Genomic DNA, 23,964 nt, shown 5'->3' with positions numbered 1-23,964 from the left:
GCCGGAGCGTGCGTATCATCTGGTCACGGACCAGAGCCTGATCGCGGATCAGCCCCGTGCTTCGCCGACCCGCCAGTATCCCGAGAACGTGATGCGGTCTTTCGAGACGCCACGGGCGACCAGGTGACGGCGTAGTTCCTGCACCGCGAGTCGCTCTCCGCACACCCACGCGTAGTCGATCACCTCGGGAAGCTCAGCGGCCCGCACCGCCTCCTGCAGTCGGGCACCGGGCAACTCACCCCGGCGCTCGACCCAGGTGACAGGGCCCGCGAGATCCTGTCTCTCCGCCGCATCCGCGATCTCGATGAAGACGTGGGTCTCCGGGGCCTCCGTCGCCTCGAGGATGCGCGCGATCGCGGGCAGGGAAGACTCGTCCCCGATGATCACCCGCGCGCGCGTCTCGGGCAGGGGCGCATACAGCGCCGTGCACTCGCGGATGCCGAGAACCGAGCCCACCCGTGCTCGGCCGGCGAATCGAGTCCCCGGGCCCTCGTCACCGTGCACGACGAAGTCGATGTCGATCTCGCGACGGTCGGGGCGGTGGTTGCGCAGTGTGTACCAGCGCAGATCCGGCCGCTCCTCGACGGGGATGTCCGCGACAGCCGCGCGGATGTTCTCCGTCCCGTCGTTCGCGGGCAGCACGAGCGGAACGCTCTCGTCGCGGGGCAGCAGCAGGCCGAGATACTCGTCCGGCCCCGCGGGCGCGTAGTCGGCGAACTCCGTCGCGGAGATGGTGAGTCTCCGCATGTGCGGGGTGAGATCGCGCACAGCCGTGACGCGGGCGGCGAAGACGCGAGCTCCGGAACGGCGAGGGCGCTGGGGCGGACGGACGCGATGGATGCTGTGCTCAGCCACGCCGAGCCCCCTCTCTCCAGAGCAGCCACAGGAAGAATGCGCCGCCCACGGTGATGGTGACGACTCCGACCGGGATCGGCGCCGGGAAGATGTTCTGCGCGAGCAGGTCGCTGGTGAGCAGCAGCAGCGCCCCCACGAGCCCCGAGGCGAGGAAGCTCGTCGCACCCGTCAGACGCCGGGCGATGTGCGGGGCGATCAGCGCGACGAACGAGATCGGCCCGGCCGTGGCGACGGCGACCGCCACGAGCAGCGTGGCGGCGGCGAGCAGGACCCATCGTGCACGCACGGTACGCACGCCCAGCGCAGTCGAGACACTGTCGCCGAGTGCCATCATCTGCGCAGCCGGTGCCGCCCAGACGAGGAGCGGGATGATCAGGAGCAACGCGATCAATGCCGGAAGCAGGTCACCCCATCCGCGGCCCTGCAGCGAGCCGATCAGCCAGGTCTGCGCCGTGGTCGCGCTCGCGACGAACACCTGGGTCAGCACATAGTCGACCACGGCCATGGCGGTGGCCGACAACGCGACACCGGTGAGGATCAACTGCACGCCGTGGAGCCCGGAACGCGCGGTGAACAGCACGATCACGCCCGCGATGACGAGGGAACCGATGACCGCTCCGAGCGCGGCCTGCGCCAGGGATCCGCCGAGCACGAGCATCACGACCACCGCGCCGACCGAGGCGCCACTGCTGATGCCGATCACGTCGGGGCTCGCGAGCGGGTTGCGGGTCAGGCTCTGGAACACTGCCCCGGCGACGGCCAGGCTCGCACCGACGACGATCGCGACGAGGCTTCGCGGCAGGCGGCGTCCGAGCACGAAGAAGCCGTCGAGTCTCTCCGGCGGGCGTCCGAGCAGCGTCTCGATCAATGCGGCCGGGGTGACGACGTACTCCCCGATCATGAGCGCGGCGACCAGCAGCACCAGCAGAGCGCTGGAGAGGATGCCGCACACGAGGGCCGTGCGATGGCTGAACCGGAACGACCAGCGCTCTCCGCGGAGAACGCGGTCGTCGGACGTCAGCGCGACGGTGCGCAGGCTCATGAGATCCCCGCCGTCCGCTTGCCGACCACGAAGGCGATGAGCAGGGGACCGCCGATCAGGGCCGTGACGATGCCGACCTGCACCTCGCCGCCTCCGCCGATCACGCGGCCGAGGGTGTCGGCCAGAAGCAGCATCGCCGGGGCCGCGAGCAGCGACAGCGGCAGCACGATGCGAAGGTCTGGCCCCACGAGACGACGGAGCAGATGCGGGATGACGAGACCGACGAACGCGATAGGACCGGCGATCGCGGTCGCCGTGCCGCAGAGCAATGTGACGGCGACGAGCACGAGCGCGCGCACGACACCGGGCTTCACCCCGAGGGCGATCGCGCTGTCGTCACCGAGTGCCATCAGGTTCAGAGCGGGCCCGAGCAGCAGGGCGAGGACCACCCCGACCACGATGAAGGCGACCAGCGGCAGCGCCTCTTCCACGGGGCGGGCGGTGAGGGAGCCGACTCGCCAGAACCGGAACGCATCGAGCACCGTCTCATTGGTCAGCACGATCGCCTGGGAGGCACCGGCCAGGATGGCCGAGAACGCGACCCCCGCCAGGATCAGTCGCACGGGCGAACCCGAGGCGAACCGGGTGCCCGAGAACCAGAAGATCACCGCGGATGCGAGCGCCGCTCCGGCGAGCGCGAGCCAGATCGTGCTCCCGACGCCGAGGGCACCCAGCAGGCTCATCCCGGCGACGACACCGAACGAGGCGCCGGCGCTGACCCCCAGCATCCCCGGATCCGCGATCGGGTTGCGGGTGAGCGCCTGCATCAGGACGCCGGCAGCGCCGAGCGCGACGCCGCAGATGACCGCATTGATGGTGCGGGTCACCCGCAGTTCGCCGACGATGTTCAGGACGTTCTGGTCACCCGCGCCGAACAGGGCGCGCACGACCTCGTCGACGGGCACGAACCGCGCGCCGACGGCGAGACTCAACGCCAACGAGATCGCCAGCAGGGCCACGACCAGGGTGCCACCGAACCACGCCGGGAAGCGGGATGCCGCGAGCGTGCCGCGCCGGCGCGCGACGACGGCGGGTTCGGGATTCATATTTGGGTAGCCTAACCAAATATCGCTAGGGTTGTGGAACGTGAACAGACCTCATCGAACGCGCTTCCGTCCACTCGCCACCGCTGTCGCCTCTCTGGCCGCGATCGCCCTGATCGCCACCGGATGCTCGAGCACGCCCGCAGCGGAGGAATCCGCTCCCGCCGCGGACACGAGCTATACCGTGGAGCACGCGATGGGCGAGACGGAGTTCGAGTCGGTCCCCGAGCGGATCGTCGTTCTCGACTCCCCGCAGATGGACGCACTGGTCGCCCTGGAAATCACTCCGGTCGGCGCACCGGAGATCGGGGCAGGACGCGGCTTCCCCGCCTACCTCGCCGATGACCTCGAGGGCACCGAGTCGATCGGCTTCATCGCCGAGCCCGACGTCGACGCGATCGCGAACCTCGCCCCCGACCTGATCATCGGTTCGAAGGTGCGGCACGAGGCGCTCTACGAGGAGCTGTCGGCCATCGCGCCCACCGTCTTCTCGGAGGACACCGGGACCAACTGGACCGAGCAGGCTGTGCTGACCGCCGCCGCGGTGAACCAGAGCGACAAGATGGACGACCTCATCAAGGGCGTCGAGGACCGTGCGGCCGAGGTCGGCTCTGCGGTCGAGGCCAAGGGCACCACCGCGTCGATCGTGCGCTTCCGCGCGGACAACTTCCGCCTGTACGGGCCCGGCACGTTCTCGGGCTCGCTGCTCACCGACATGGGCTTCGATCTCGGCGCAGACCGCGACTGGAACGAGTACTCGATGATGGAGCTCAGCCCCGAGCTCTACGAGCAGATCGACGGCGATGTCGTGTTCTACATGAGCCCCGGCGGAGACCCCACCGCGACCACGCAGGAGCGGATCACCGGACTGTGGGGCGCCCAGCCCGGCCCCGCCGGCGGCAAGGCTTTCGAGGTGGAGGACGACACCTGGATGGTGGGCATCGGCGTGATCGGTGCGAACCTGGTGATCGACCAGGTCGAGGACCTGCTCGGCTGACCCCCTTCGGATCGCTCGAATGGTTCCCTCCCACCGGGATACGGGACCATTCGGGCGATTCGAACACCCGGAGGAACAATGACCACGCCGCACCCGGCACTCGAAGCCCGTGGACTCGTCGTCGCCTACGACGGCAGGGTCGTCGTCGACGGCGTCGATCTGGCGCTGCCGGCGGGGTCGTTCACCGTGATCCTCGGGCCGAACGCCTCGGGCAAGTCCACGGTGCTGCGTACCCTCGCCCGCGTGCTGCAACCCGAATCCGGTGACGTGCTGTTCGACGGCCGCGCGCTCAGCGAGTACGGCTCCAAGGAGCTCGCCCGCAGGATGGGACTCCTGCCGCAGGACGCCATCGCTCCCGAGGGGATGCGCGTCGCCGACCTGGTCTCCCGTGGCAGGTATCCCCACCACTCCGCACTGCAGCGCTGGACGTCCGCCGACGACACCGCCACGCGCGAGGCTCTCGCCGCGACGAACACCACCGACCTCGCTGAGCGCTACGTGGATCAGCTCTCCGGCGGGCAGCGGCAGCGCGTCTGGGTCGCGCTTCTGCTCGCCCAGCAGACCCCGGTGATGCTGCTCGACGAACCGACGACCTTCCTCGACATCGCACACCAGTACGAGCTGCTCGACCTGCTGCGGGATCTCAACGTGCAGGGCAAGACCGTCATCGCGGTGCTGCACGACCTCAATCAAGCGGCACGGTACGCGGACAACCTCGTGCTCATGAAAGAGGGGTGCGTGGTCGCCACCGGAACTCCGTCCGAGCTCATCACGGCAGACCGCGTAGGCGACGTCTTCGGCATCGACGCGGTGGTAACACCCGATCCCGTCACCGGCACCCCGATGGTGGTCCGGCGCCAGGCACGGCTCGGCTAGGGCGTGTGTCCGCGATCTCTGTTGAGGCTCCCGATCGCATAGACCCTGGGTTGCGAGCCGGGAGCTTCCGGCTCGCCGAGTCACGTATATGAGGGAGGCCCCAGAGACTACAGAGCGTACGAGTGTCGGTCTGGATGTGCACGCTCGCAGCACGGTCGCGGCGGCGATCGATGAGCGAACAGGGGAGATCGTGCATTCGCGACGGTGTTTCTCTTCCGTCTTGCGATGAACCGAGATCATTGACGGGGTAGGCGTTCGTTTCCAGCCTGCCCGCGCAGACGCGCCTACTGGCTCGCGCGTTCCCATCCGCCCCGTAGAGGCACCGGCCCTGCAGGGTCGTAGTCGCGGCGATGATGCCCGGCCGCTTCAATCAGGAGTCTGCGCGCATGCTTGATTCCGGTCTTGGTGATCTCGCTCTGCGAACGCGACTGCCCGGACGAGTACCCCGAAGGGGCCAGCCCGAGAAGCTCTCCGATCGAGGCTCCGGTAAATCGGTGCCAGCCGCCGATCTCGACCGCGAGATCAAGCCCGGTCAGGTCCGAGACCCCGCGCAGGCAGGCCAACCGATCCACCACCGGCGTGAAGGTCGAACCTCGGGCGATCTGCACGATCCGCGCGTCCAGCCGGTCTCTGCGGGCCGCGATCTGCGCGACCGTCTCATAAGCGGGCTCGAACGCGGCATGGGCGCGCTGATTGGGGAGTGCGATCGCGCGCAGCCAGGAATCGTGGGTTGCAGTCCACGCTCATCCCTGTTCCTAGAGGTGCCCGTGGCGGAGCCGAGATTTCGAGCGCCGGTGTCGCGCACTCATCAGATCCACACGATAGTCCTCACGTACCCGCAGTAGGTCGCGTGCTGCTTCCTTCTCGATCGTGGGGATACGAACCGTAACGATCCCGTCCAGGCGCAGCAACCTGGCCAGCTGCAGAGTATCTCTATGACCGGTGTTCACCCGGTCGCCGAGAAACGCTGGAGCTTCGAGGGAAGCGCGATCAGACCCTCGATCCACGCAGCGGAGAATCCGCGTGCGAGCGTGTACCCGGTCGGGCCGTCCTCGTGCACCACTCGGGCGACCGAACCCGCTCGACCACACGGCCAGGATCGGCACCGAAGGGCTGCTGAAACGCGTTACCAGTGCGCTCATGGACCGCGTCAGCGCTCACACTCCTCGTGTGCACGTCCAGACCAATATTCGTACGATAGGAAATCACTGGGGCCTCCATTCGACCGTGGATAGTCCAACCACGCCACGCGGCTGGTAACCCACGTTTACGCGAATCGAGGCCCCAGTGCTAAGAAGGACGCCACCTTAATAGCGTCTAAGGCGCCGCGAACAATCAAGTGTGCGTGATCTCTCGCGGGTTTCCGATGTCGCACGCCCTGAACGTCTGAGTGCTGAAGTAGGTCGTGGGGTAGGTCAAGGTTTTGTAGTTGGTCCCGCCGAAGAGGTCAGACGAGCACTTCCAGCTGAAGGTGATAGATCCGCCCATGCACCGAGGGGACATGTTGCCACTATTGACACCGTAGGTCGTGCACGTTCCAGTATTGGCGGTTGTTGCTCCGGCGAGCGGCATGGTGAACGCGAGCACCAGTACCGCGCCCGCGCCGGCGCCGGACAACCGCTTCATGAACCTATTCATCGACTACTCCTCCGATTGTTCTTGCTCTTTAGCTGCTGTTCGGTCACACCAATCGCGACCGACAAGTGTCAGGCTAGAGGACAAAGTGAGCCGCTGTCTGTAGGTCAAATGGGGGACATCGCGCTCAATCGAGGAAAAGGTGAGGATCGTCAAATATCACATTCTCGCGCGACTTTCGACGACTATCGATTCCGCACGCTCTTCGCCGCCACCCTACCGGCTGTCTGAATAAGGGTGTGTGGGGTTCGGCCTGATGCGAAAGGAGACGGCTGTGGCTGACACGACCGAGCTGTGGGAAGACGCGATGATCGATCCCGTGACCGGGAAGATCAGTGATCAGAAGACCCTCGCGGAGCGGTTGGTCGCGCAGGCGACGGAGCAGGGGGCGAGCGTGGTCGGCCGGGAGGACTGTTAAACCAGCTCACGAAGAGCGTTCTCGAGACGGCGTTGAACGTCGAGTCGACCGAGCACCTCGGTCACGAGCAGGGTGGAACGCCGGCGGCGGCGAACATGCGAAACGGGACGCGGACGAAGACCGTGCTCACCGAGATCGAACCGGTCGAGATCGAGGTTCCGCGGGATCGTGACGGGTCGTTCGAACCGGTGATTGTCCCGAAGTGCAAGCGCCGTCGGGACGGGATCGATCAGATCGTGCTGTCGTTGACCGCTCGCGGGCTGAGGACCGGTGAGATGCGTCGCGCATTTCGACGAGGTGTATCGCGCGAAGGTCACCAAAGACACCGTCAGTCTGAGCACGGAGAAGGTCGCCGGTGAGCTCGCGGAGTGGTTCTCGCGGCCGCTGGACGCGATCTACCGGGTGATCTTCGTCGACGCGATCGTTGTGAAGGTCCGCGACGGTCAAGTCCGCAACACCCCGTTCCGTGTCGTGATGGGCGTGACCGTGAACGGGGAACGCGACATCCTCGGGATTTAGGTCGGCCACGGCGCGGAGGGCGCACGATTCCGGTTGCAGGTGTTCACCGAGCTGAAGAACCGTGGTGTCGAGGACGTACTCATCGCGGTCTGCGACGGACTGCAGGGGCTCCCCGGAGGCGATCAACACCACGTGGGAGCGGACAGTCGTGCAGCAGTGCGTCGTGCACCGGATCCGCAACAGCTTCCGTTACGCGGGCAGGCAGCCCCCCGACGCGATGGTGAAGTCCTTGCGTCCTGTCTACACAGTGCCGCCGGAAGCCGCCGCGAAGGACCGGTTCGTCGAGTTCGCGGCGGGATGGGGTGGCAGGTATCCAGCGATCGTGCCGTTGTGGGAGAACGCGTTGGCAGAGTTTTTGCCGTTCCTCGAGTACGACATCGAGATCCGAAAGGTGATCTGCACGACCAAAGCGATCGCGTCGATCAATGCCGGTATCCGCGCGCTGTCCGTACCCGCGGAAACTTCCGTAACGAGGCTGCCGCGTCGAAGTGCCTCTGGCTCGTAACCCGGTCGCTTGACCCCACCGGCAACGGCCGGGCCCCTGGACGATCAGGTGGAAGCCCGCTCTCAACGCGTTCGCGATCACCTTCGCCGGATAGTTCGTGAGAACCACTCATTGAAAACCACCGGACCCCCACACTGTTATTGGACAGACCGCCGTCAGGGAACTCGTGCGGCACCTGCCGTGCGCGCGCACCCGCCCGGCTGCCAGCCCGCCGTTCTGAGGACCGCCTCTTCGCCACGGGCGGCGAGGGCATGCCGGGTGAGCTGCCAGCGCCCGCTCGGATCCCGAGGCATGTCCCTAGGCAGGGGGTGGAGTTCTGAATATGCTTCGGACATGAGCGCTGATTTTCCCCCGTTGCCCGAATCCGTCTCGTCGCAGCTCGTACCCGTTGCCGATGGGGTCGAACTACGTGTGTTGCGCGCGGGATCGGGCGCACCGGTGCTGTTCGTGCCCGGCTGGAGCTTCTCCGGCGAGGTCTTCGTGCACCAGTTCGCAGAGCTCTCCGACAGCTACGAGGTCATCGCCATCGACCCGCGCGGACACGGGGAATCCAGCAAGCCGCTCACCGGCAACAACTATCCGCAGCGCGGCCGCGACCTCGCCGCCGTGATCGACGCTCTCGATCTGCACGACCTCACCCTCGCCGGATGGTCGTTCGGGGTCCTCGACGTGCTCTCCTACCTTCGTCAGCACGACGAGGACGAACGCGTCTCCCGCGTCATCCTCATCGACGAGCCGCCGCGGGTGCCGTTCGACCCGGACGACCAGAACGAGTGGGGCGAAGCGGCGCTCAGCCACGAGGGGCTGCCCGCCTACCTGCAGTTCCTGTCGACCGATCCGCGCGGCTTCCTCGCGTTCATCGCCGCGGACGCCCTCGGCGTGGATCCGGACCACGCCGGCGCAGACGCGGCGACCGCGCGCCTCATCGCCGATGGCGCCCGCACGCCCGAGCACATCGCGATCATCACCGGCGCAGAGGGGCTGGGAACCGACCTGTCCGAGACCGCGATCGCGTGGGACCGGTCCGGTCGGCCGTTGCTGTTCTTCGCGAAGGAGGAGTGGGCCGACGACGCTCGCCGCTGGGTGAGCGCCCACCTCCCGCATGCACGCTTCGCGACGATGCCGGTGCACGCCGGGTTCCTCACCGAGCCCGCTCCGTTCAACGCGACGCTGCGGGAGTTTCTCGGCTGAGGGTCAGCGCGGCGAGCGCGTTCACGAGGTTGGCGCGCCACACGGCCCAATCGTGGCCCGCCGCGAAGGCGTGGAGGGCCACCCGGCGCCCACCGCAGCGCGGATCGGCCGCGAGCTGGGCGCGGAGACGCCGCGCATCGTCGAGCATGTCGTCCTCGAACGTGCCCGCCTGGAGCGTGATCGACCCCCACTCCGGAGCACGCAGCAGTGCCTCCGCGATGTCGAAGCGCCACAGCGAGGGCGACTGCGCGATCACATGCCCCACCTCTCCCGCGCCGAGCGCCAGCGCCCACAGTGAGGCGATCCCGCCGAGACTCTGTCCGGAGACGATCGTGCCATCCCCGGTGCGGATGACCGGCCACTGCGCTCGGACCCGCGGCAGGAGATCATCGAGCAGCACATCCACCTGCCCGCCGGGTACCCCGAGGCAATCCCAGCGTCGCTCTCCATCGGCCAGGTCGAGCATCGCGAGATGGACAGGCGGGAGAACCCCGGCATCGATCGCGGCCTCCAAGATCGCCGGCAGGCCCATCTCGACCCACACCCGGCCGTCGAACAGCACCAGCAGCGGTGTCGATCCTCGCGGATCGCGCGGGGCGAACACCCACGCCGGCTGCCCGCCCGGCAGCGCGAGCACGGTCGTGCGGACCGCAGCGGCCGCAGCCTGGGTCGCTGTCGGCCGGGGCCAGGGCTGCGGGGGAGCGTCCGGCCCCGCACCGACGGAGGAGCGCTCGCCACGAGAATCGACGAACCACTCTGAGCCTCGCGGATCGGCATCGCTCGCGGCGCGAGCCGCGAGCAGCACGTCCCGCCGTCCCGTCGCACACCGCCACGGCGGCGTCTGCGCACCCCGCCAGATGCCGACACGGTAGGACATCCGCAGCGCGGCCGGCAGACGGAGGGCGATCGTCCACAGATCGGATCCGTCCAGGTGTCGCAGCTCGGCGGTCGCCGGGTGCGCGTGGTCGAACACGGGGTTGGTCCACAGCAGCACCGCCGTCGCGTCCGGCGCGTCGACCACCCACGTCCACACCGCCATGGTCGGATCCATCCGGTCCGGTTCGATCGCGGGGTTGGGGCGCGCGAGCGCGGCGCGGACGAGGGCGGGTCGCGCGGCGACATCGCCCCAGGACAGCTCCAGCGCGGCGGCCACCCGGATCATCGGCGGTTCCGCGGCGTGGGCGCTGATCGGGCGCTCACGATGACGCCGGCCGTGCCGGTCGGGCCAGAACGGCAGATCATCGTCGTGCGGTGCGCCGGCCCTGCTCATCCCGCCGCCTCGGCGCGCGGGTCCAGCGGCAGCACGAGGGGCGTGCCGGTGACCGGATCCGGAATGACAACGGAGCGGAGGCCGAACACCTCGTCGATCCGCTCGGCCGTGAGCACGTCTTCCGGAGGGCCGACGGCCGCGACCGCGCCGTCCTTCATCACGATCAGGTGCGAGGCGTACCGTGCGGCCTGGGTGAGGTCGTGCAGCACGGCGACGATCGTCTTGCCCTGCTCGTTCAAACCGCGCAGCAACTCCATGAGCTCGTACTGGTGGGCGATGTCGAGGAAGGTCGTCGGTTCGTCCAGCAGCATGATCGGGGTCTCCTGCGCCAGGAGCATCGCCACCCACACGCGCTGGCGTTGCCCGCCCGAGAGCTCGTCGACGAGGCTCCCGGACAGCCCGGTGAGCCGTGTCGCCGCCAGGGCGTCGCGTACAGCGTCCTCGTCGGACGTCTGCCAGCGCTGGAACAGCGACTGGTGCGGGTTGCGCCCGCGCGAGACGAGGTCCGCGACGCGGATGCCGTCGGGGGCGATCGAGCTCTGCGGGAGCAGCCCGAGCTCCCGGGCGAGGTCCTTGGGTCGCAGGTCCGCGAGAGCCGCGCCATCGAGGGCGATCCGTCCCGCCGACGGCGTGAGCACACGGGCGAGCGCGCGCAGGAGCGTCGACTTCCCGCACCCGTTCGGGCCGATGATCGCGGTGAACGAGCCGTCGGGGATGTCGAGGGAGAGATCGGTGGAGATGGTGCGCCGTTCGTAGCCGATCGTCGCGTCCTGGACGATGAGCCGGGGCGGCGTCGAGCGCTGGGGGGAGGAGGGTGTGGTCATCGTCCTGTTCCTGCCTGGATGCGCGCCTCGCGGATGAGGAGCCAGATGAGATAGATGCCGCCCACGCAGATGGTGAGCAGACCGACCGGGATCGGTCGGTACAGCACCGAGATGATCTGCGAGATCAGGTGGGCGCCGCTGAGCAGCACGGCGCCCATCGCAGCGGCGGAGAGCACGCTCACGCCCGGAGTGCGCGTGACCCGCCTGGCCAGCTGCGGCGCGACGAGTGCGACGAAGCCGATGGGACCGGCCGCCGCGGTCACCAGCGCCGTGGTGGCGACGCCGGTGGTCAGCAGCGCCAGCCGAGCCGCTCCGACCCGGACGCCCTGGGTGGATGCCGCATCGTCGCCGAGTTCCAGGGCCCGCAGCGCGGGCGAGAGCACGGCGCAGGAGACGGCGATCACCGCGGCCAGGATGAGCGCGGGGGTCAGGTTCGCCCACGAGACGCGCACCAGGGAGCCCGCTCCCCAGAATCCCACCTGCATCGCGTCGTCGATGTCGGCGCGCGTGATGAGGTACGTGTTGATCGAGCCGAGCATCGCCGAGACAGCGATTCCGACGATGATCAGCCGGAACCCCTGAACGCCGTTGCGGTAGGCGAGCAGATACACCGCGATCGCGGTGGCCAGGCCCCCGGCGATCGCGGCCAGCGCGATCAGCCAGTGCTGCTGAGATCCGATCACGAGCATGGCCACGACGACCGCAGTGTAGGAGCCGGCGTCGAAGCCGATCACGTCGGGTGAGCCGAGCGGGTTGCGTGTGAGCGACTGGAAGATCGCCCCGCCGACGCCGAGGAGCGCGCCGAACACGACCGCAGCGACCACGATCGGCATCCGCCACTCCCGCACGACGCGCAGGGTGAAGTCATCGGCGCGCCCGAGAAGGGCATCGATCACGTCGCCGACGGTGAGCGGGTAGTCGCCGAGGAAGATGGTGCCGGCGGCCATCGCGATCGCCAGCACGCCCAGCCCTGCGGAGACCAGAGCGAGACGCCCGCCCATCCGGGCGGACAGCAGGCGGTTCCGCACCTGGAAGGCGCGGTAGCCGAAGTCGAGTCCGGGGGCGCTCACAGGGCGCTCGCTCGGCGTCGGCGCACCAGCGCGATCAGGACCGGCGCCCCGATGACAGCTGTGACGATTCCGGCCTCCATCTCGCCGGGACGGGCGATCACGCGCCCGACCACATCGGCCACGAGGAGCAGCACCGGTGCGGCGACGGCCGTGCACGCGAGGATCCAGCGCTGATCCGGCCCGACGAACCAGCGGACGATGTGGGGCACCATGAGACCGATGAAGCCGATTCCTCCGGTGAGCGCTGTCGCACCGCCCGCGAGCAGTGTCACGGCGATGAGGCCGAGCACGCGGGTGCGGATCACCCGGGTGCCCAACGACATGGCCAGGTCGTCTCCCAGCGCCATCGCGTTGAGCGATCCGGAGAGGGCGAGCGCGAGGGCGAGGCCGACGATCAGGAACGGCAGCACGGCGAGGGTGTCGTCGAGGCCGGTGCGAGCGATCGATCCGGCGCCCCAGATGTGCACGGCGCGGAAGGTCTCGGGGTCCAGGAGCGTCACGAACGTCGCGATCCCGCGCAGCACGGCTCCGAGCGCGACGCCGGCGAGCACCATCGTGACCGGTGAGAGGCTGCGCCCCGCCGCCCCGATGAGATAGACCAGGACGGTCGCGGCGGCGGCCCCGAGGAACGAGAACCAGACGTACCCGGTGATGCCGGTCAGGCCGAACACGCCCACCGCTATGGTCACCGCGAAGCCCGCTCCGGCGTTCACGCCGAGGATGCCGGGGTCTGCGAGAGGATTGCGTGTCAGAGCCTGGATCAGCGCCCCGGCGACCCCCAGGGCCATCCCCACCGCGATGCCCACGATGGTCCGGGGGATGCGTTTCGTCCAGACGATGATCGCCGCCTCCGAGCCGTCCGGGTGCATGAGCCCTCGCCAGACGTCGTCGAGGGGGAGCGGGTTCGCGCCGATCGAGAGGCTCAGCGCGACGGCGGCCACGAGCGACGCGCCGAGCACGGCGAGCCCGACGGCGCGTCGCGTATACAGCCCCGGTGCGGGTGCAGCCGGGGCGGACACCGGCGCTGTCGGGCTCGCCGCCATCGTCAGTGCTGAGCCGCGGCCGACAGGGCCGGGGCGATCTGCTCGGCGGCCCAGGTCGCCGAGAGCGGTCCGCTGCGCGCGAGCGCCCACGGAACGTTGCCAGGGTAGGTCACGCCGTCGATGATGAACTCGTTCTCCGCCGCCCGGTTGTCGATCAGCACCAGGCGGTCGTTCTGCACGGCCGGCAGCTTCTGGAACAGTGGCTGCTCGGTGATCTGCGCGTAGTTGCCGTCGGAGTTGTCGCTGAACAGGATCACGTCGGCCTGAAGCGTGGACAGGAGCTCCTCGCTGATCTCCTGGCGGTAGGCGAACTGCGCCGCGCTCGGGTTGGGCGCGAAGCCCATCCGCTCGAACACGCCGGTGGAGGGGCCGTCCGGTGAGGAGTGGTATTGCAGCCCGCCCTCCGGGCCGTAGTAGACCAGGTAGGCGGTCGTCAACCCGGTGAACTCCGGGTGCTCGGCGCGGAAGTCGGAGAAGAACGCCTCCTCGTCGTCGAGCACCTGCTGCGCGGCGTCCTGCAGGTCCAGTGCCTCGCCGATACGCAGGATGTTCGCAGCCCAGTCGTTGGCCACGGTCGCCTCGCTGCCGCCCTTCTGGGCGGTGCTCAGAATGGGTGCGACCGACGAGAGCTTGTCGTAGACGTCGCCGAGGTCTGCCCCGAGGGTGATGATCAGGTCGGGGTCTGCCTTGGCGATCTGCTCGATCGGGAACTGGCTGTCGCCGGTGCTGAATCGCCCGGGGATGGGCGTGGTGAGCGCGTTCTCGACCCAGACGTCGGTCGCCCATTCGCTCGCGATCACGGGTGTCACCCCGAGTGCCGCCAGGATCTCCGTGTCGTCCTGGGATGGGGTGATCGCTGCGATCCGCAGCGGGCGCTCGATGAGCTCCGTCTCGCCCCAGGGGCTGTCGAGGGTGAGCGGGTACGCCGTCTTCTCCTCAGCGGCCGGGACGAGCGCCGATGTGCCGTCGGCTGTCGTCGCAGCGGAGGAGGCCGGGGTGGCCTCCGATGACGGTGTGCTCGAGCCGCAGGACGTGAGGGCGAGGACGCCGGCGAGCACGATGGCGCTCACGGATGCGGCGCGCGCTCGGGTGTTGCTGATCATGGGGATTCCTTCGGAGTGAACGCCGGGCGCGACCCGGACGGGGCCCGGCATCGGGCGCCAGCGTCCGAGATTAGGTGAGGGTATCCTCAGAAGGGGTGCAGATCGCGACATCCTGGGCGCTCGATACGACAGGGTTTCGGTTCGCCGCAAAACCCGGAGGGAGCGTCGATGCCGAACATCGAGACACGGAACGCCGGCGATACGGCGATGGGGATCCCCGCGGTGTCCGTTCCGGAGCGCGCGCACCCGACCCGGGGCGTGCTGCTCTGGCAAGCGCGCGGAACATCGGAGTGCGTGCTCGACGGCGTGCCGGGCCGGCTTGTCGCGGGGCATGCGCTGTGGATACCCGCCGGCGTGCGACACAGCCTCCTGGTCCACGCCGAATCGGTGATCCTCCCGGCGCTGTTCGAGCCGTCGCCCGCGCCGGGTGCATTGCGCACGCCCACCTGGATCGCCGTCGACGCAGAGCTGCGCACCGCTCTGCTGGCGCTGCAGCAGGCTCAGACGTCGATCATCCGACCAGAGGTCGACGTGGAACGCCGGGTGCTGCGCATGCTGTACGAGCGCACCGTGCCCGAGACCGGCCTGCCGATGCCGGTCTCGGAGAGCGCCCGCGCGATCGCGATCCTCCTGCGGGATCACCCGGAGGAGGACCGCTCGGTGACCGAGCTCGCGACGGCGCACCATGTGTCATGCCGGACGATCGAACGGGCGTTCCTCGCGGAGACCGGCATGACGCTGCGCGAGTGGCGCGGGCAGCGCAGGATGGAGGTCGCCGCCGCGCTGCTGCGCGCGGACCAGGGCCTGGGCGCCATCGCCGGCCGTGTCGGCTACCGCAGTGTGTCCGCGTTCCGCCGGGCGTTCAAGACGCACTACGGACTTCCGCCCGCCGAGTACGGCCGGCGGTACCGGCTGCCGACCCGCTGAGCGCCGAGCGGCGGCCGCCGCGGTCTGTCACGAGTTCACGCGGATGATCTCCTGCTGATAGGGCGCGATCACCGAGCTCGAGATCCGGCAGTCGAGCAGGAGGAACGGTCGTTCATCCTCCGGCTGCGCCGCCCAGTCCGCGAGTGCCTCGAGGTCGGCCAGATCTCGCACCACGACCCCATCGGCTCCCACCGAGCGGGCGAGACCGGCGAAGTCGACATCGGGGATGAGCATCGGCCCGGTCGCGAGCCCCTTGAGCCCGTACAGGTTGACCTCCGCGCCGTAGGCCCCGTCGTTCCAGACGACGGTCAGCCCGCGGCCGCCCGCCACGCGCACCGCCGACTCCAGGTCGGCGAGAGCCATCAGGCCTCCGCCGTCGCCGGTGCTCAGCACGATCGTCGACGCCGGGCGTGCCAGGGCGGCGCCGGGCACCGACGGGAAGCCGAGCCCGATGGACTGGAAGGCGGTGCCGACCATGATCATCCGGTCCGGCGAGGCCACCGGCCAGTACATGTTCGCCCAGCCGATGAAGTGGCCGCCGTCGGAGACCACCACGCGGTCATCGGGGAGCAGCTCGCCGATCCGCACCGCGACCGCACGCGGGTCCAGTCGGCCGTCCGTGCAGCGTGTCTCACCCGGCTCCCGGGTGCGCAGCGCGGCGAGGTCGACGCGGTCCCGCCAGCCAGAGGGGGTCGCTCCGCGGGCGTCGAGCTCTGCCACCAGCGCTGCCGCGACCACGGCAGCGTCGCCCCGGATGTATCCGCCCACATGCGGGTGAGTGGCCGCGGGGGCGGTGTCGACCTGCACCACCCGCGTCTCCGGAGCGAACAGCTCTCCGAAGCGCATCGTGAACTGGTTGAGCGAAGCGCCGAAGACCACCGCGACGTCGGCGTCGCGGATCGCCGCCATCGCCCCGTCTGCCCCGAAACCGCCGGTGACGCCGAGGTCGTACTCCGGGCGGGGGAAGATACCGCGTCCGAGCGCCGTGCTCGCCGTCAGGGCTCCTGTTGCGTCGGCGAGCCGGCCCAGCGCAGCCCCGGCATCCGCGATCCAGGCCCCGCGACCGGCGATCAGGACGGGGCGGTCTGCGTGGGCGAGCAGTCGTGCGAGGTCCGCGATCGCCGCCCGTGCGAACGGGGAGGGGTCGACCGGGCCCGGCAGCACCGGATCCGGCGCGGCGGGGACGGGACCCGCCTCCCGGGTGGCGACGTCGTAGGGGATGGCCAGCACAGCCGGCACCCGGTAGGTCAGCGCATGCTCCACAGCGATCACGGTGGTCGCCGCGGCGTCGGTGCGCCCGACCGTATAGGTGCGGGCTCCCACGGCGGCGGCCATCGCGATCTGGTCGACGTCCCAGGGGCGCGGTCCGGACGTCGGCTCGTCTCCGACGACGAGCACCAGCGGCACGCGTGCCTGGACGGCCTCGGCCAGCGCGGTGAGGGTGTTGGTGAAGCCGGCGCCATAGGTCGCTGTAGCCGCGGCGAGCCGGCCGGATGCGCGGTAGTGCGCATCGGCGGCGACGACGCCGCCGGCCTCGTGCCGCACCGCGGTGAAGCGTGCCGGGGTGTCGCGTTCGAGGGCGTCGAGGAAGTAGGCGTTGCCGTTGCCCATCACGCCGAAGACGTGGTCGACGTGGCGGGCGAGGGTGGCAGCGACGTGCGCGGAGACGGTCGGCATGGGTGAGCCTTTCGAGACAGGGGAGCGGATGCCGTATGTGTCTCGCGCGCCCGGACCCCCGCTCCGCATGCTGGTGCGGTGCCGGGACGGCTGCGTGCCCATTTTTCGAGCACCGGCGGGTTGTCTCCACCGCCGGACGGCACGAGTCTAGGGCACCGAAACCCGCCGCGTCCAGTGATCGTATACGATCACGGGACGCGGCGGGTTTCGTGTCGTGCTGCCGTTCAGTACGACGTGCGCTCGGCGGCCTCGGCGCCCACCCATCGATCCGCGAGTGCCTCTGACCCGCGGGCCAGCAGTGCCACGTCCGCGCCGACGAGGACGAAGGACGCCCCGGCGTCGAGATAGGACTGCGCCGCCCCTGGATCGAATGCGTTGACCCCCACGGGCTTGCCGGCGTCGCCCACCGCGGAGAAGGCGCGCAGCACGGCCGAGACGACATCCGGGTGGGTCTGCTGGCCGATGAGCCCCATCGAGGCGGCGAGGTCGCTGGGGCCGACGAACACGCCGTCGACACCGTCGACCGCAGCGATCTCAGCGGCCGCAGCCACTCCCGCGGCCGTCTCGATCTGCACGAACAGGCTCACATGCTCGTCCGCCGCGGTCAGGTAGTCGTCCACGCGATTCCAGCGCGCAGAGCGCGCCAGCGCCGACCCCACCCCGCGCACCCCGCCCGGCGGATACCGGACCGCTGCGACGGCGGCACGCGCCTCGTCGGCCGTGGACACCATCGGCACCAGGAGGTTCTGGGCGCCGAGGTCGAGCACCTGCTTGATGGCGACGGCGTCATGGCCGGGCACGCGCACCACCGGTGTCACCGGATAGGCGGCGACCGCCTGCAGCTGCATGAGCACAGCAGCCAGGCCGTTCGGCGAGTGCTCCATGTCGATGAGCAGCCAGTCCAGGCCGGCACCGGCGCAGATCTCGGCGACCAGCGGAGACCCGGAGCACACCCACATGCCCGCCAGCGGACGCTCGGCATCGGACAGGTCTGCCCGGAACGTCGGCATCAGACGAATCGACATGTGATGGTTCCCATCGGTCCGTAGTCGCACAGCACGGCGTCGCCGCGCGAGACCCACATCGGGCGCGTGAACGACCCGGCGAGGATTATCTCACCGGCTTCCAGCCGGTCGCCGTGCTGGTGCATCTTGTTCGCGAGCCAGGCGACCCCGGTCGCCGGGTGATTGAGCACCCCGGCCGCGACACCGGTCTCCTCGATCGTCTCATTGCGGTAGAGCAGCGCGGAAACCCAGCGCAGGTCGATCTGGTCGGGGCGCATCGGGACGCCACCCAGCACCATGCCGCCGTATGCGGCGTTGTCGCTGATCGTGTCGACGATCGTGCGACCCTCCATCTCGATGTGGGAGTTCAGGATCTCCAGCGCCGGTGTGACGTACTCGGTCGCGCGCAGCACGTCGAAGAGCGAGCACGCCGGGCCTTCGAGCGCCCGGTTCAGCACGAACGCGAGCTCCACCTCGATGCGCACGTTCGAGAAGGAGTCATGGGGGATGACGGCGCCGTTCTCCCAGACGGTGTCATCGAACATCACGCCGTAGTCCGGTTCGCTGATGCCCGTTGCCTGCTGCATCGCCTTCGACGTGAGGCCGATCTTGCGTCCGACCAGGCGGCGTCCGGCCCGCACCTGGGCGTCGCGCCATCGGCCCTGGATCGCGTAGGAGTCCTCCACGGTGGCATCCGGGTAGCGGGCCGTGATGCGCGGGATCACCCCGCGGGTGCGCTCGGCCTGCGCGAGCTCATCGGCGATCGCGGTGATCGTCTCGGAATCCAGCATCCTCTTCCTCTCCTGGGTGCTTCGGCGGGTCTGCCACGTCGTCAGCCTGCCACCCGTGCGGGTGGCTGCGGGTCCGGCCCAGGGCGCGTGGCTGCCCCGGACCGGACACCGGTCACAGCTGGTGGCCGAGCTTGTACTCGCCCTGCTTCCACTCCGGCATCTCCTCGTCGTCGGTGCGGGTGTAGCTGAACCCGTCTGCGCCGATGGTGACGGCCATCTCGGAGTCATCGGTGCGCGCCACGACAGGCTGCGGGTTGCCGTCGAGGTCGAGCACGAGCGAGGCCTCGGTGTACCAGCTGGGCACGACGGGCGTGCCCCACCAGTCGCGGCGCTGGTTGTCGTGCACGTCCCACGTGACGACCGGGTTGTCCGGATCGCCGGTGTAGTAGTCCTGCGTGTAGATCTCGACGCGGTGTCCGTCGGGGTCGCGCAGGTAGAGGTAGAACGCGTTGGACACGCCGTGGCGGCCGGGACCGCGCTCGATGCGATCGGACATGCGCAGGGCGCCGAGCTTGTCGCAGATCGCCAGGATGTTGTGCTTCTCGTGGGTCGAGAAGGCCACGTGGTGCATCCGCGGTCCGTCGCCGCCGGTCATGGCCGTGTCGTGCACGGTCGGCTTGCGGCGCATCCAGGCCGCGTAGACGGTGCCCTCGTCGTCCTGGATGTCCTCGGTCACCCGGAAGCCGAGGTCCTGCATGAACTTGGTCGCGCGGGGCACGTCCGGCGTCACCTGGTTGAAGTGGTCCAGGCGCACCAGCGCACCAGGGGTGTACAGGTCGTAGCGCCAGGCGAGCCGCTCGACGTGCTCGACCTCGTGGAAGAACTCGTACGGGAAACCCAGCGGGTCGACCACGCGGACGGAGTCGCCGATGCCCGCGGTGAAGCCCTCCGGGTTGCGGCGCACCTCGCAGCCGAGCTCTTCGTAGAACGCCACCGCGCGGTCGAGGTCCTCCGGCGTGCGCACCCGGTAGGAGAACGCCGCGACGGCCGCGACGGGGCCCTCGCGCAGGACGAGGTTGTGGTGGATGAACTCCTCCAGCGAACGGAGGTAGACCACTCCGTCCTCCTCGGCGGTCACGGTGAGCCCGAGCACGTCGACGTAGAAGTCGCGTGAGCGCTTCAGGTCGGTCACCACCAGCTCCATGTATGCGCAGCGCAGGATGTCCGGTGCGGGCGCCGCGGGCGTCTGCACCGGGTTGTCGGTGTGGATCGGGGCTTCGCGGGAGACGTAGAAGCCCGAGGAGGTGAGGGTGCGGTCGTGCAGATTGGTCATGTCAGCGTCCTTGCTTGTGTGTGCTTGTCGGGGATCCGGGGCGTGCCGGGACCCCGGCTAGGCCTTGCCGAAGGTCGGGTTGTGCACCTCTCCGAGGGTGATGTGCACGGCCTGCTGGTCGGTGTAGAAGTCGATCGAGCGGTAGCCGCCCTCGTGACCGAGACCGGACGCCTTGACACCGCCGAACGGCGTGCGCAGGTCGCGCACGTTGTTGGAGTTCAGCCACACCATCCCCGCCTCGACCGACTGGGCGAAGTTGTGCGCGCGCTTGAGGTCGTTCGTCCACACATAGGCCGCCAGGCCGTAGCGCGTGTTGTTGGCCAGGGCGAGCGCCTCCTCGTCGGTGTCGAAGGGCGTGATCGCGACCACGGGTCCGAAGATCTCCTCCTGGAAGATGCGCGCGTCCGGTGCGACGTCGGCGAACACGGTCGGGGCGACGAAGTTGCCGAACGCGAATCCCTCCGGCTGGCCGCCGCCGGCCAGGAGACGGCCCTCGCTCTTGCCGATCTCGATGTAGCTCATCACCTTGTCGAAGTGCTCCGGGTGAACCAGCGCGCCCACCTCGGTCGCGGGGTCGTGCGGGTAACCCACCCGGACGCGCTGCGCCTGCGCCGCGTAGCGCTCCACGAACTCGTCGTAGATCTCCCGCTGCACCAGGATGCGGCTGCCCGCCGTGCAGCGCTCGCCGTTGAGCGAGAACACGCCGAAGATCGTCGCGTCGACGGCCTGCTCCAGATCGGCGTCGGCGAACACGATCGCCGGGCTCTTGCCCCCGAGCTCCATCGAGAGCCCCTTGAGGTACGGCGCGGCGTTGCCGAAGATGATCTGCCCGGTGCGGCTCTCGCCGGTGAAGGAGATCAGCGGCACGTCGGGGTGCTTCACGAGGGCGTCGCCGGCGTCCTCGCCCAATCCGTTGACGAGGTTGAAGACGCCGCGGGGGAGCCCGGCCTCCTCGAAGATACCGGCCCACAGTGAGGCCGAGAGCGGGGTGAACTCTGCGGGCTTGAGCACGACGGTGTTGCCGGTGGCCAGGGCCGGGCCGAGCTTCCACGACTCGAGCATGAAGGGCGTGTTCCACGGCGTGATCAGGCCAGCGACGCCGATCGGCTTGCGGTTGACGTAGTTGATCTGGCGGCCGGGAACCTTGAAGGTGTCGTCGGCCTGGGCCACGATCAGGTCGGCGAAGAAGCGGAAGTTCTCGGCGGCCCGGCGAGCCTGACCGAGGGCCTGCGTGATCGGCAGGCCCGAGTCGAAGGACTCCAGCTCCGCCAGACGCTGGTCGCGCGACTCGACGATGTCGGCGATGCGGTGCAGGACACGAGAGCGTTCGCGGGGCAGCATCCGGGGCCAGGGGCCCTCGGTGAAGGCGCGCCGCGCTGCGGCGACGGCGCGATCGATATCGGCCTTCTTGCCCGCGGCGGCCTGCACGTACACCTCGTTGGAGACGGGTTCGATCACGTCGAAGGTGTCTCCGTCGACGGAGTCGACGAACGCGCCGTCGATGTAGTGGCGGATACGGTCCGGCAGATCAGCCGGGACGTGCCGGCTGTCCAGGGCGGGGGTGGTGTCGGGCATGCGGACTCCTTAGCGGTAGGTCAGAACGCGGGCAGTCCGAGCACCTCGTCGGGGTGCTCGTGGATCATGTAGGCGTCGAGGGTGGCGGCGCGGTGACGACGTGCGGCCTTCTCGATCTCGGCGAGCGGGGCGCCGCGTTCGATGAGGAGCACGATGTTCTCGTGCTCCTGCACCGACTCCTGCGCGCGCCCCGGCACGAAGCTGAAGGTGGACTCGCGCAGATTGCCGAGCCTGGCCCACTCCGCCTCGACGAGTTCGAGCATGCGCGGGTTGGCGCACCGGCCGAACAGAATGCCGTGGAACTCCTGGTTCAGCGACGTGAAGGCGCGCGGGTCGAAGTGGTCGAGGGTCTCGATCATGAGCGCGTTGATGTCGCGCGCGCGGCGCAGATCGTCGACCGTCAGCGCGCGGGCAGCGAGCGCCGTTGCGGCGCCTTCCAGCAGGGACAGCGCCTGCATGCTGAAGCGGTACTGCGAGTCATCGACCATGGAGACGTGGGCGCCGACGTTGCGCTCGAACGTCACCAGCCCTTCGGCCTCGAGCTGCCGGATCGCCTCGCGTACCGGCACGACGCTCATATCGAGGTCTGCGGCGATCGTGCTCAGCACCAGCCGGTACCCGGGGGTGTACTGCCCGGCGGCGATGTGCTCCTTGATCCAGCGATAGGCGCGCTGCGACTTGCTCGTGGTGCGCGCGGGCACGGCGGAGGTCTGCGCTGTCCGTGTCTCGGTCACCGTGTCGCCTGCCATTCGTCGTAGCGGGCACGCCACTGTGCGTTCATGGGGAACAGGCCGTCGACCGGGTGGCCCTCTGCGACGCGCGCGGCGATCCACGCGTCTTCCTCTTCCTGGCGCAGGGCCGCGTCCGCGACCTCCTCGGCCAGGGCCGGGGGGATCACGATGACACCGTCCGCGTCGCCGACGATCACGTCTCCCGGCAGCACGGTCGTGCCGCCGCAGGCCACGGCGACGTCGACGTCCCACGGGACGTGCTTGCGTCCGAGCACGGCCGGGTGCGCTCCGGCGGTGTAGACCGGGATGCCGACGGCCGTCACGGCGTCGGCATCCCGCACGCCGCCGTCGGTGACGATGCCGGCGGCTCCCTGCGCGTGGGCGCGGATGGCCAGGATGTCACCGAGCGTGCCGGAGCCGGACTCCCCGCGGGCCTCGATCACGATGACCTCTCCGGCGCGCACCGCGTCGAACGCCCGTTTCTGTGCGTTGTATCCGCCGCCGTGGCTGGCGAACAGATCCTCCCGGCCCGGCACGAAGCGCAGCGTCGTGGCGACGCCGACGAGCTTCGCCTCGGGGTGGAGCGGCCGGACGCCGTCGACGGTGACGTTGTTCAGTCCCCGCTTGCGCAGCTGCTGCGAGAGCCCGGCGACCGGGGTCTGCTCGAGCTTGGCCCGCAGCTCGGGGCTGAGGGCAGGGGCGTCGTCCACGCCCGCACCGGTGCCGGTCTCGGCGGGCAGGCCCGCCGCATCTCTGGATCCCCAGGCCTCGGTGCGCTGCGTGTCGTCCACGGCGGGCAGAGAGCCGATGGCCGGATCGTATCCGCCGGCGTCGGCCGCCACCACGGGGGTCACCAGCCGGCCGCTGCTCGCGCCGGTCGCGGGGGAGTCCACTTCGATCTCGACCACGTCGCCCGGCACGATCACCGAGGAGCCCGCTGGCGTGCCGGTGAGGATGATGTCGCCGCGCTCCAGCGTGAAGTGCTGTGAGAGGTCGGCGACGAACTGCGCGAGCGGGAAGATCAGTCCGGCGGTGGTGTCGTCCTGGACGAGGTCGCCGTTGACCCAGGACCGCACGCGCAGGGCGGCGGGATCGACCGTCCTGGCATCGATCAGGGCCGGACCGAGGGGAGTGAAGCCGTCGCCGCTCTTGGACCGGACGTTGGAGCCCTTGTCGTTGGCGCGCAGGTCGTAGAGCCCGAGGTCGTTGGACGCTGTGATCCAGCCGACGTGCTCCCACGCGCGGTCGAGAGGCACGCGGTGGGCCGGTGTGCCGATGACGAGGGCGATCTCACCCTCGAAGGCGAGCAGTTCGGTGCCGTCCGGGCGGGCGATGGCCTCGCCGGAGGCGGCCACCGAGCTGGAGGCCTTGAAGAAGTAGGACGGTGCGGCGGGGCGGCGCCCGCGCTGTTCCGCCCGGGATGCATAGCTGAGGTGCACGGCGATGATCTTGCCCGGCCGGCAGGGGAGGGCGGCGAAACGGGCGTCGGTGTCTTCCGGCTGAATCTTCATGAGCTCCCTCGCTCTTGCGTCGTATCTGAAATCGTATATGATCTGTCGCAGCGAGGCAAGCGCCTCGTGCTCACTGACAAGGAC

At 69.4% G+C, this 23,964-nt stretch carries 20 protein-coding genes and 1 pseudogene; 5 read left to right on the top strand and 16 right to left on the bottom strand.

Annotation, left to right across the window (positions count from 1 at the left end; all coding sequences use genetic code 11):
- Positions 1-48: 48 nt before the first annotated feature.
- The 3 genes from AC3RXY_RS06515 to AC3RXY_RS06505 are packed head-to-tail and all read right to left on the bottom strand — an operon-like array spanning position 49 to position 2,943.
- The gene (locus AC3RXY_RS06515) at positions 49-855 is read right to left on the bottom strand and encodes a siderophore-interacting protein (protein ID WP_491510083.1); all 807 of its coding nucleotides are present in this window, start codon (positions 853-855) and stop codon (positions 49-51) included.
- Complete coding sequence (locus tag AC3RXY_RS06510; RefSeq protein ID WP_491510082.1) at positions 848-1,897, bottom strand: FecCD family ABC transporter permease; 1,050 nt, start codon at positions 1,895-1,897, stop codon at positions 848-850. The genes AC3RXY_RS06515 and AC3RXY_RS06510 overlap by 8 nt, the downstream gene beginning before the upstream one ends.
- A complete protein-coding gene (locus tag AC3RXY_RS06505) occupies positions 1,894-2,943 on the bottom strand; it encodes a FecCD family ABC transporter permease (protein WP_491510081.1) in 1,050 nt (349 codons plus the stop codon). The genes AC3RXY_RS06510 and AC3RXY_RS06505 overlap by 4 nt, the downstream gene beginning before the upstream one ends.
- A 40-nt stretch (positions 2,944-2,983) precedes the next feature.
- On the opposite strand from AC3RXY_RS06505, the gene AC3RXY_RS06500 reads away from it, so the two are divergent.
- Together AC3RXY_RS06500 and AC3RXY_RS06495 are read left to right on the top strand one after the other, a co-directional pair.
- Complete coding sequence (locus AC3RXY_RS06500; protein WP_491510080.1) at positions 2,984-3,937, top strand: ABC transporter substrate-binding protein; 954 nt, start codon at positions 2,984-2,986, stop codon at positions 3,935-3,937.
- Between the two features lie 78 nt (positions 3,938-4,015).
- A complete protein-coding gene (locus tag AC3RXY_RS06495) occupies positions 4,016-4,813 on the top strand; it encodes an ABC transporter ATP-binding protein (RefSeq protein ID WP_491510079.1) in 798 nt (265 codons plus the stop codon).
- A 284-nt stretch (positions 4,814-5,097) separates the two neighbouring features.
- On the opposite strand, the gene AC3RXY_RS06490 is transcribed toward AC3RXY_RS06495, so the two are convergent.
- Positions 5,098-5,421, bottom strand: a complete 324-nt coding sequence (locus AC3RXY_RS06490; protein WP_491510078.1) for a transposase — start codon at positions 5,419-5,421, stop codon at positions 5,098-5,100.
- A gap of 1,334 nt (positions 5,422-6,755) precedes the next feature.
- Between AC3RXY_RS06490 and AC3RXY_RS06485 the strand changes: the two are divergent.
- Both AC3RXY_RS06485 and AC3RXY_RS06480 read left to right on the top strand, forming a co-directional pair.
- Positions 6,756-7,984 (top strand): annotated as a pseudogene (locus tag AC3RXY_RS06485) (IS256 family transposase).
- 239 nt (positions 7,985-8,223) lie between these two features.
- Positions 8,224-9,081 (top strand): alpha/beta fold hydrolase, encoded by an 858-nt coding sequence (locus tag AC3RXY_RS06480; RefSeq protein ID WP_491510077.1) that lies wholly within the window; start codon positions 8,224-8,226, stop codon positions 9,079-9,081.
- On the opposite strand, the gene AC3RXY_RS06475 is transcribed toward AC3RXY_RS06480, so the two are convergent.
- Genes AC3RXY_RS06475 through AC3RXY_RS06455 form a run of 5 tightly spaced genes read right to left on the bottom strand, consistent with a single transcriptional unit; the run spans position 9,050 to position 14,391 of the window.
- The gene (locus AC3RXY_RS06475) at positions 9,050-10,351 is read right to left on the bottom strand and encodes an enterochelin esterase domain-containing protein (RefSeq protein ID WP_491510076.1); all 1,302 of its coding nucleotides are present in this window, start codon (positions 10,349-10,351) and stop codon (positions 9,050-9,052) included. The two genes, AC3RXY_RS06480 and AC3RXY_RS06475, sit on opposite strands and share 32 nt — an antisense overlap.
- Positions 10,348-11,175, bottom strand: coding sequence for an ABC transporter ATP-binding protein (locus AC3RXY_RS06470; protein WP_491510075.1), 828 nt, complete (start codon positions 11,173-11,175; stop codon positions 10,348-10,350). The genes AC3RXY_RS06475 and AC3RXY_RS06470 overlap by 4 nt, the downstream gene beginning before the upstream one ends.
- On the bottom strand, positions 11,172-12,245 hold the full coding sequence (locus AC3RXY_RS06465; protein WP_491510074.1) for a FecCD family ABC transporter permease: 1,074 nt from the start codon (positions 12,243-12,245) through the stop codon (positions 11,172-11,174). The genes AC3RXY_RS06470 and AC3RXY_RS06465 overlap by 4 nt, the downstream gene beginning before the upstream one ends.
- On the bottom strand, positions 12,242-13,288 hold the full coding sequence (locus tag AC3RXY_RS06460) for a FecCD family ABC transporter permease (RefSeq protein WP_491510073.1): 1,047 nt from the start codon (positions 13,286-13,288) through the stop codon (positions 12,242-12,244). The genes AC3RXY_RS06465 and AC3RXY_RS06460 overlap by 4 nt, the downstream gene beginning before the upstream one ends.
- 2 nt (positions 13,289-13,290) lie before the next feature.
- Entirely contained in the window at positions 13,291-14,391 is a 1,101-nt protein-coding gene (locus tag AC3RXY_RS06455) for an ABC transporter substrate-binding protein (RefSeq protein ID WP_491510072.1), read from the bottom strand.
- 168 nt (positions 14,392-14,559) lie between these two features.
- On the opposite strand from AC3RXY_RS06455, the gene AC3RXY_RS06450 reads away from it, so the two are divergent.
- Entirely contained in the window at positions 14,560-15,318 is a 759-nt protein-coding gene (locus AC3RXY_RS06450; RefSeq protein WP_491510071.1) for a helix-turn-helix domain-containing protein, read from the top strand.
- 27 nt (positions 15,319-15,345) lie between these two features.
- Here AC3RXY_RS06450 and AC3RXY_RS06445 read toward each other — a convergent pair whose 3' ends face one another.
- The 7 genes from AC3RXY_RS06445 to AC3RXY_RS06415 form a co-directional block, all read right to left on the bottom strand.
- The gene (locus AC3RXY_RS06445) at positions 15,346-16,995 is read right to left on the bottom strand and encodes a thiamine pyrophosphate-binding protein (protein ID WP_491510070.1); all 1,650 of its coding nucleotides are present in this window, start codon (positions 16,993-16,995) and stop codon (positions 15,346-15,348) included.
- Positions 16,996-17,219: 224 nt separating this feature from the next.
- The gene (locus tag AC3RXY_RS06440; protein WP_491510069.1) at positions 17,220-18,020 is read right to left on the bottom strand and encodes an aldolase/citrate lyase family protein; all 801 of its coding nucleotides are present in this window, start codon (positions 18,018-18,020) and stop codon (positions 17,220-17,222) included.
- Positions 18,005-18,790, bottom strand: a complete 786-nt coding sequence (gene hpaH, locus AC3RXY_RS06435; protein ID WP_491510068.1) for a 2-oxo-hept-4-ene-1,7-dioate hydratase — start codon at positions 18,788-18,790, stop codon at positions 18,005-18,007. Before hpaH ends, AC3RXY_RS06440 begins: the two co-directional genes overlap by 16 nt.
- A gap of 112 nt (positions 18,791-18,902) precedes the next feature.
- Positions 18,903-20,063: a 3,4-dihydroxyphenylacetate 2,3-dioxygenase gene (hpaD, locus tag AC3RXY_RS06430; RefSeq protein WP_491510067.1), complete on the bottom strand. Its 1,161-nt coding sequence runs from the start codon at positions 20,061-20,063 to the stop codon at positions 18,903-18,905.
- Between the two features lie 57 nt (positions 20,064-20,120).
- Positions 20,121-21,638 carry a 5-carboxymethyl-2-hydroxymuconate semialdehyde dehydrogenase gene (hpaE, locus tag AC3RXY_RS06425; RefSeq protein ID WP_491510066.1) on the bottom strand — a complete coding sequence of 506 codons (1,518 nt, stop codon included), beginning with the start codon at positions 21,636-21,638 and terminating at the stop codon, positions 20,121-20,123.
- Between the two features lie 20 nt (positions 21,639-21,658).
- Positions 21,659-22,372: a GntR family transcriptional regulator gene (locus tag AC3RXY_RS06420; RefSeq protein WP_491510065.1), complete on the bottom strand. Its 714-nt coding sequence runs from the start codon at positions 22,370-22,372 to the stop codon at positions 21,659-21,661.
- Entirely contained in the window at positions 22,369-23,880 is a 1,512-nt protein-coding gene (locus tag AC3RXY_RS06415) for a fumarylacetoacetate hydrolase family protein (RefSeq protein WP_491510064.1), read from the bottom strand. The genes AC3RXY_RS06420 and AC3RXY_RS06415 overlap by 4 nt, the downstream gene beginning before the upstream one ends.
- Positions 23,881-23,964 lie beyond the last annotated feature (84 nt).

The sequence above is a fragment of the Microbacterium longlingense genome (genome assembly GCF_058349825.2).
Note: the sequence above shows the minus strand (reverse complement) of the source record. Positions and strands in the feature narration are given on the sequence as shown.

Coding starts and splice junctions, on each gene's coding strand:
- AC3RXY_RS06510 (WP_491510082.1), bottom strand. CDS start 1,897: ATGAGCCTGCGCACCGTCGCGCTGACGTCCGACGACCGCGTTCTCCGC.
- AC3RXY_RS06505 (WP_491510081.1), bottom strand. CDS start 2,943: ATGAATCCCGAACCCGCCGTCGTCGCGCGCCGGCGCGGCACGCTCGCG.
- AC3RXY_RS06495 (WP_491510079.1), top strand. CDS start 4,016: ATGACCACGCCGCACCCGGCACTCGAAGCCCGTGGACTCGTCGTCGCC.
- AC3RXY_RS06480 (WP_491510077.1), top strand. CDS start 8,224: ATGAGCGCTGATTTTCCCCCGTTGCCCGAATCCGTCTCGTCGCAGCTC.
- AC3RXY_RS06475 (WP_491510076.1), bottom strand. CDS start 10,351: ATGAGCAGGGCCGGCGCACCGCACGACGATGATCTGCCGTTCTGGCCC.
- AC3RXY_RS06470 (WP_491510075.1), bottom strand. CDS start 11,175: ATGACCACACCCTCCTCCCCCCAGCGCTCGACGCCGCCCCGGCTCATC.
- AC3RXY_RS06460 (WP_491510073.1), bottom strand. CDS start 13,288: ATGGCGGCGAGCCCGACAGCGCCGGTGTCCGCCCCGGCTGCACCCGCA.
- AC3RXY_RS06455 (WP_491510072.1), bottom strand. CDS start 14,391: ATGATCAGCAACACCCGAGCGCGCGCCGCATCCGTGAGCGCCATCGTG.
- AC3RXY_RS06450 (WP_491510071.1), top strand. CDS start 14,560: ATGCCGAACATCGAGACACGGAACGCCGGCGATACGGCGATGGGGATC.
- AC3RXY_RS06445 (WP_491510070.1), bottom strand. CDS start 16,995: ATGCCGACCGTCTCCGCGCACGTCGCTGCCACCCTCGCCCGCCACGTC.
- AC3RXY_RS06440 (WP_491510069.1), bottom strand. CDS start 18,020: ATGTCGATTCGTCTGATGCCGACGTTCCGGGCAGACCTGTCCGATGCC.
- hpaH (WP_491510068.1), bottom strand. CDS start 18,790: ATGCTGGATTCCGAGACGATCACCGCGATCGCCGATGAGCTCGCGCAG.
- hpaD (WP_491510067.1), bottom strand. CDS start 20,063: ATGACCAATCTGCACGACCGCACCCTCACCTCCTCGGGCTTCTACGTC.
- hpaE (WP_491510066.1), bottom strand. CDS start 21,638: ATGCCCGACACCACCCCCGCCCTGGACAGCCGGCACGTCCCGGCTGAT.
- AC3RXY_RS06415 (WP_491510064.1), bottom strand. CDS start 23,880: ATGAAGATTCAGCCGGAAGACACCGACGCCCGTTTCGCCGCCCTCCCC.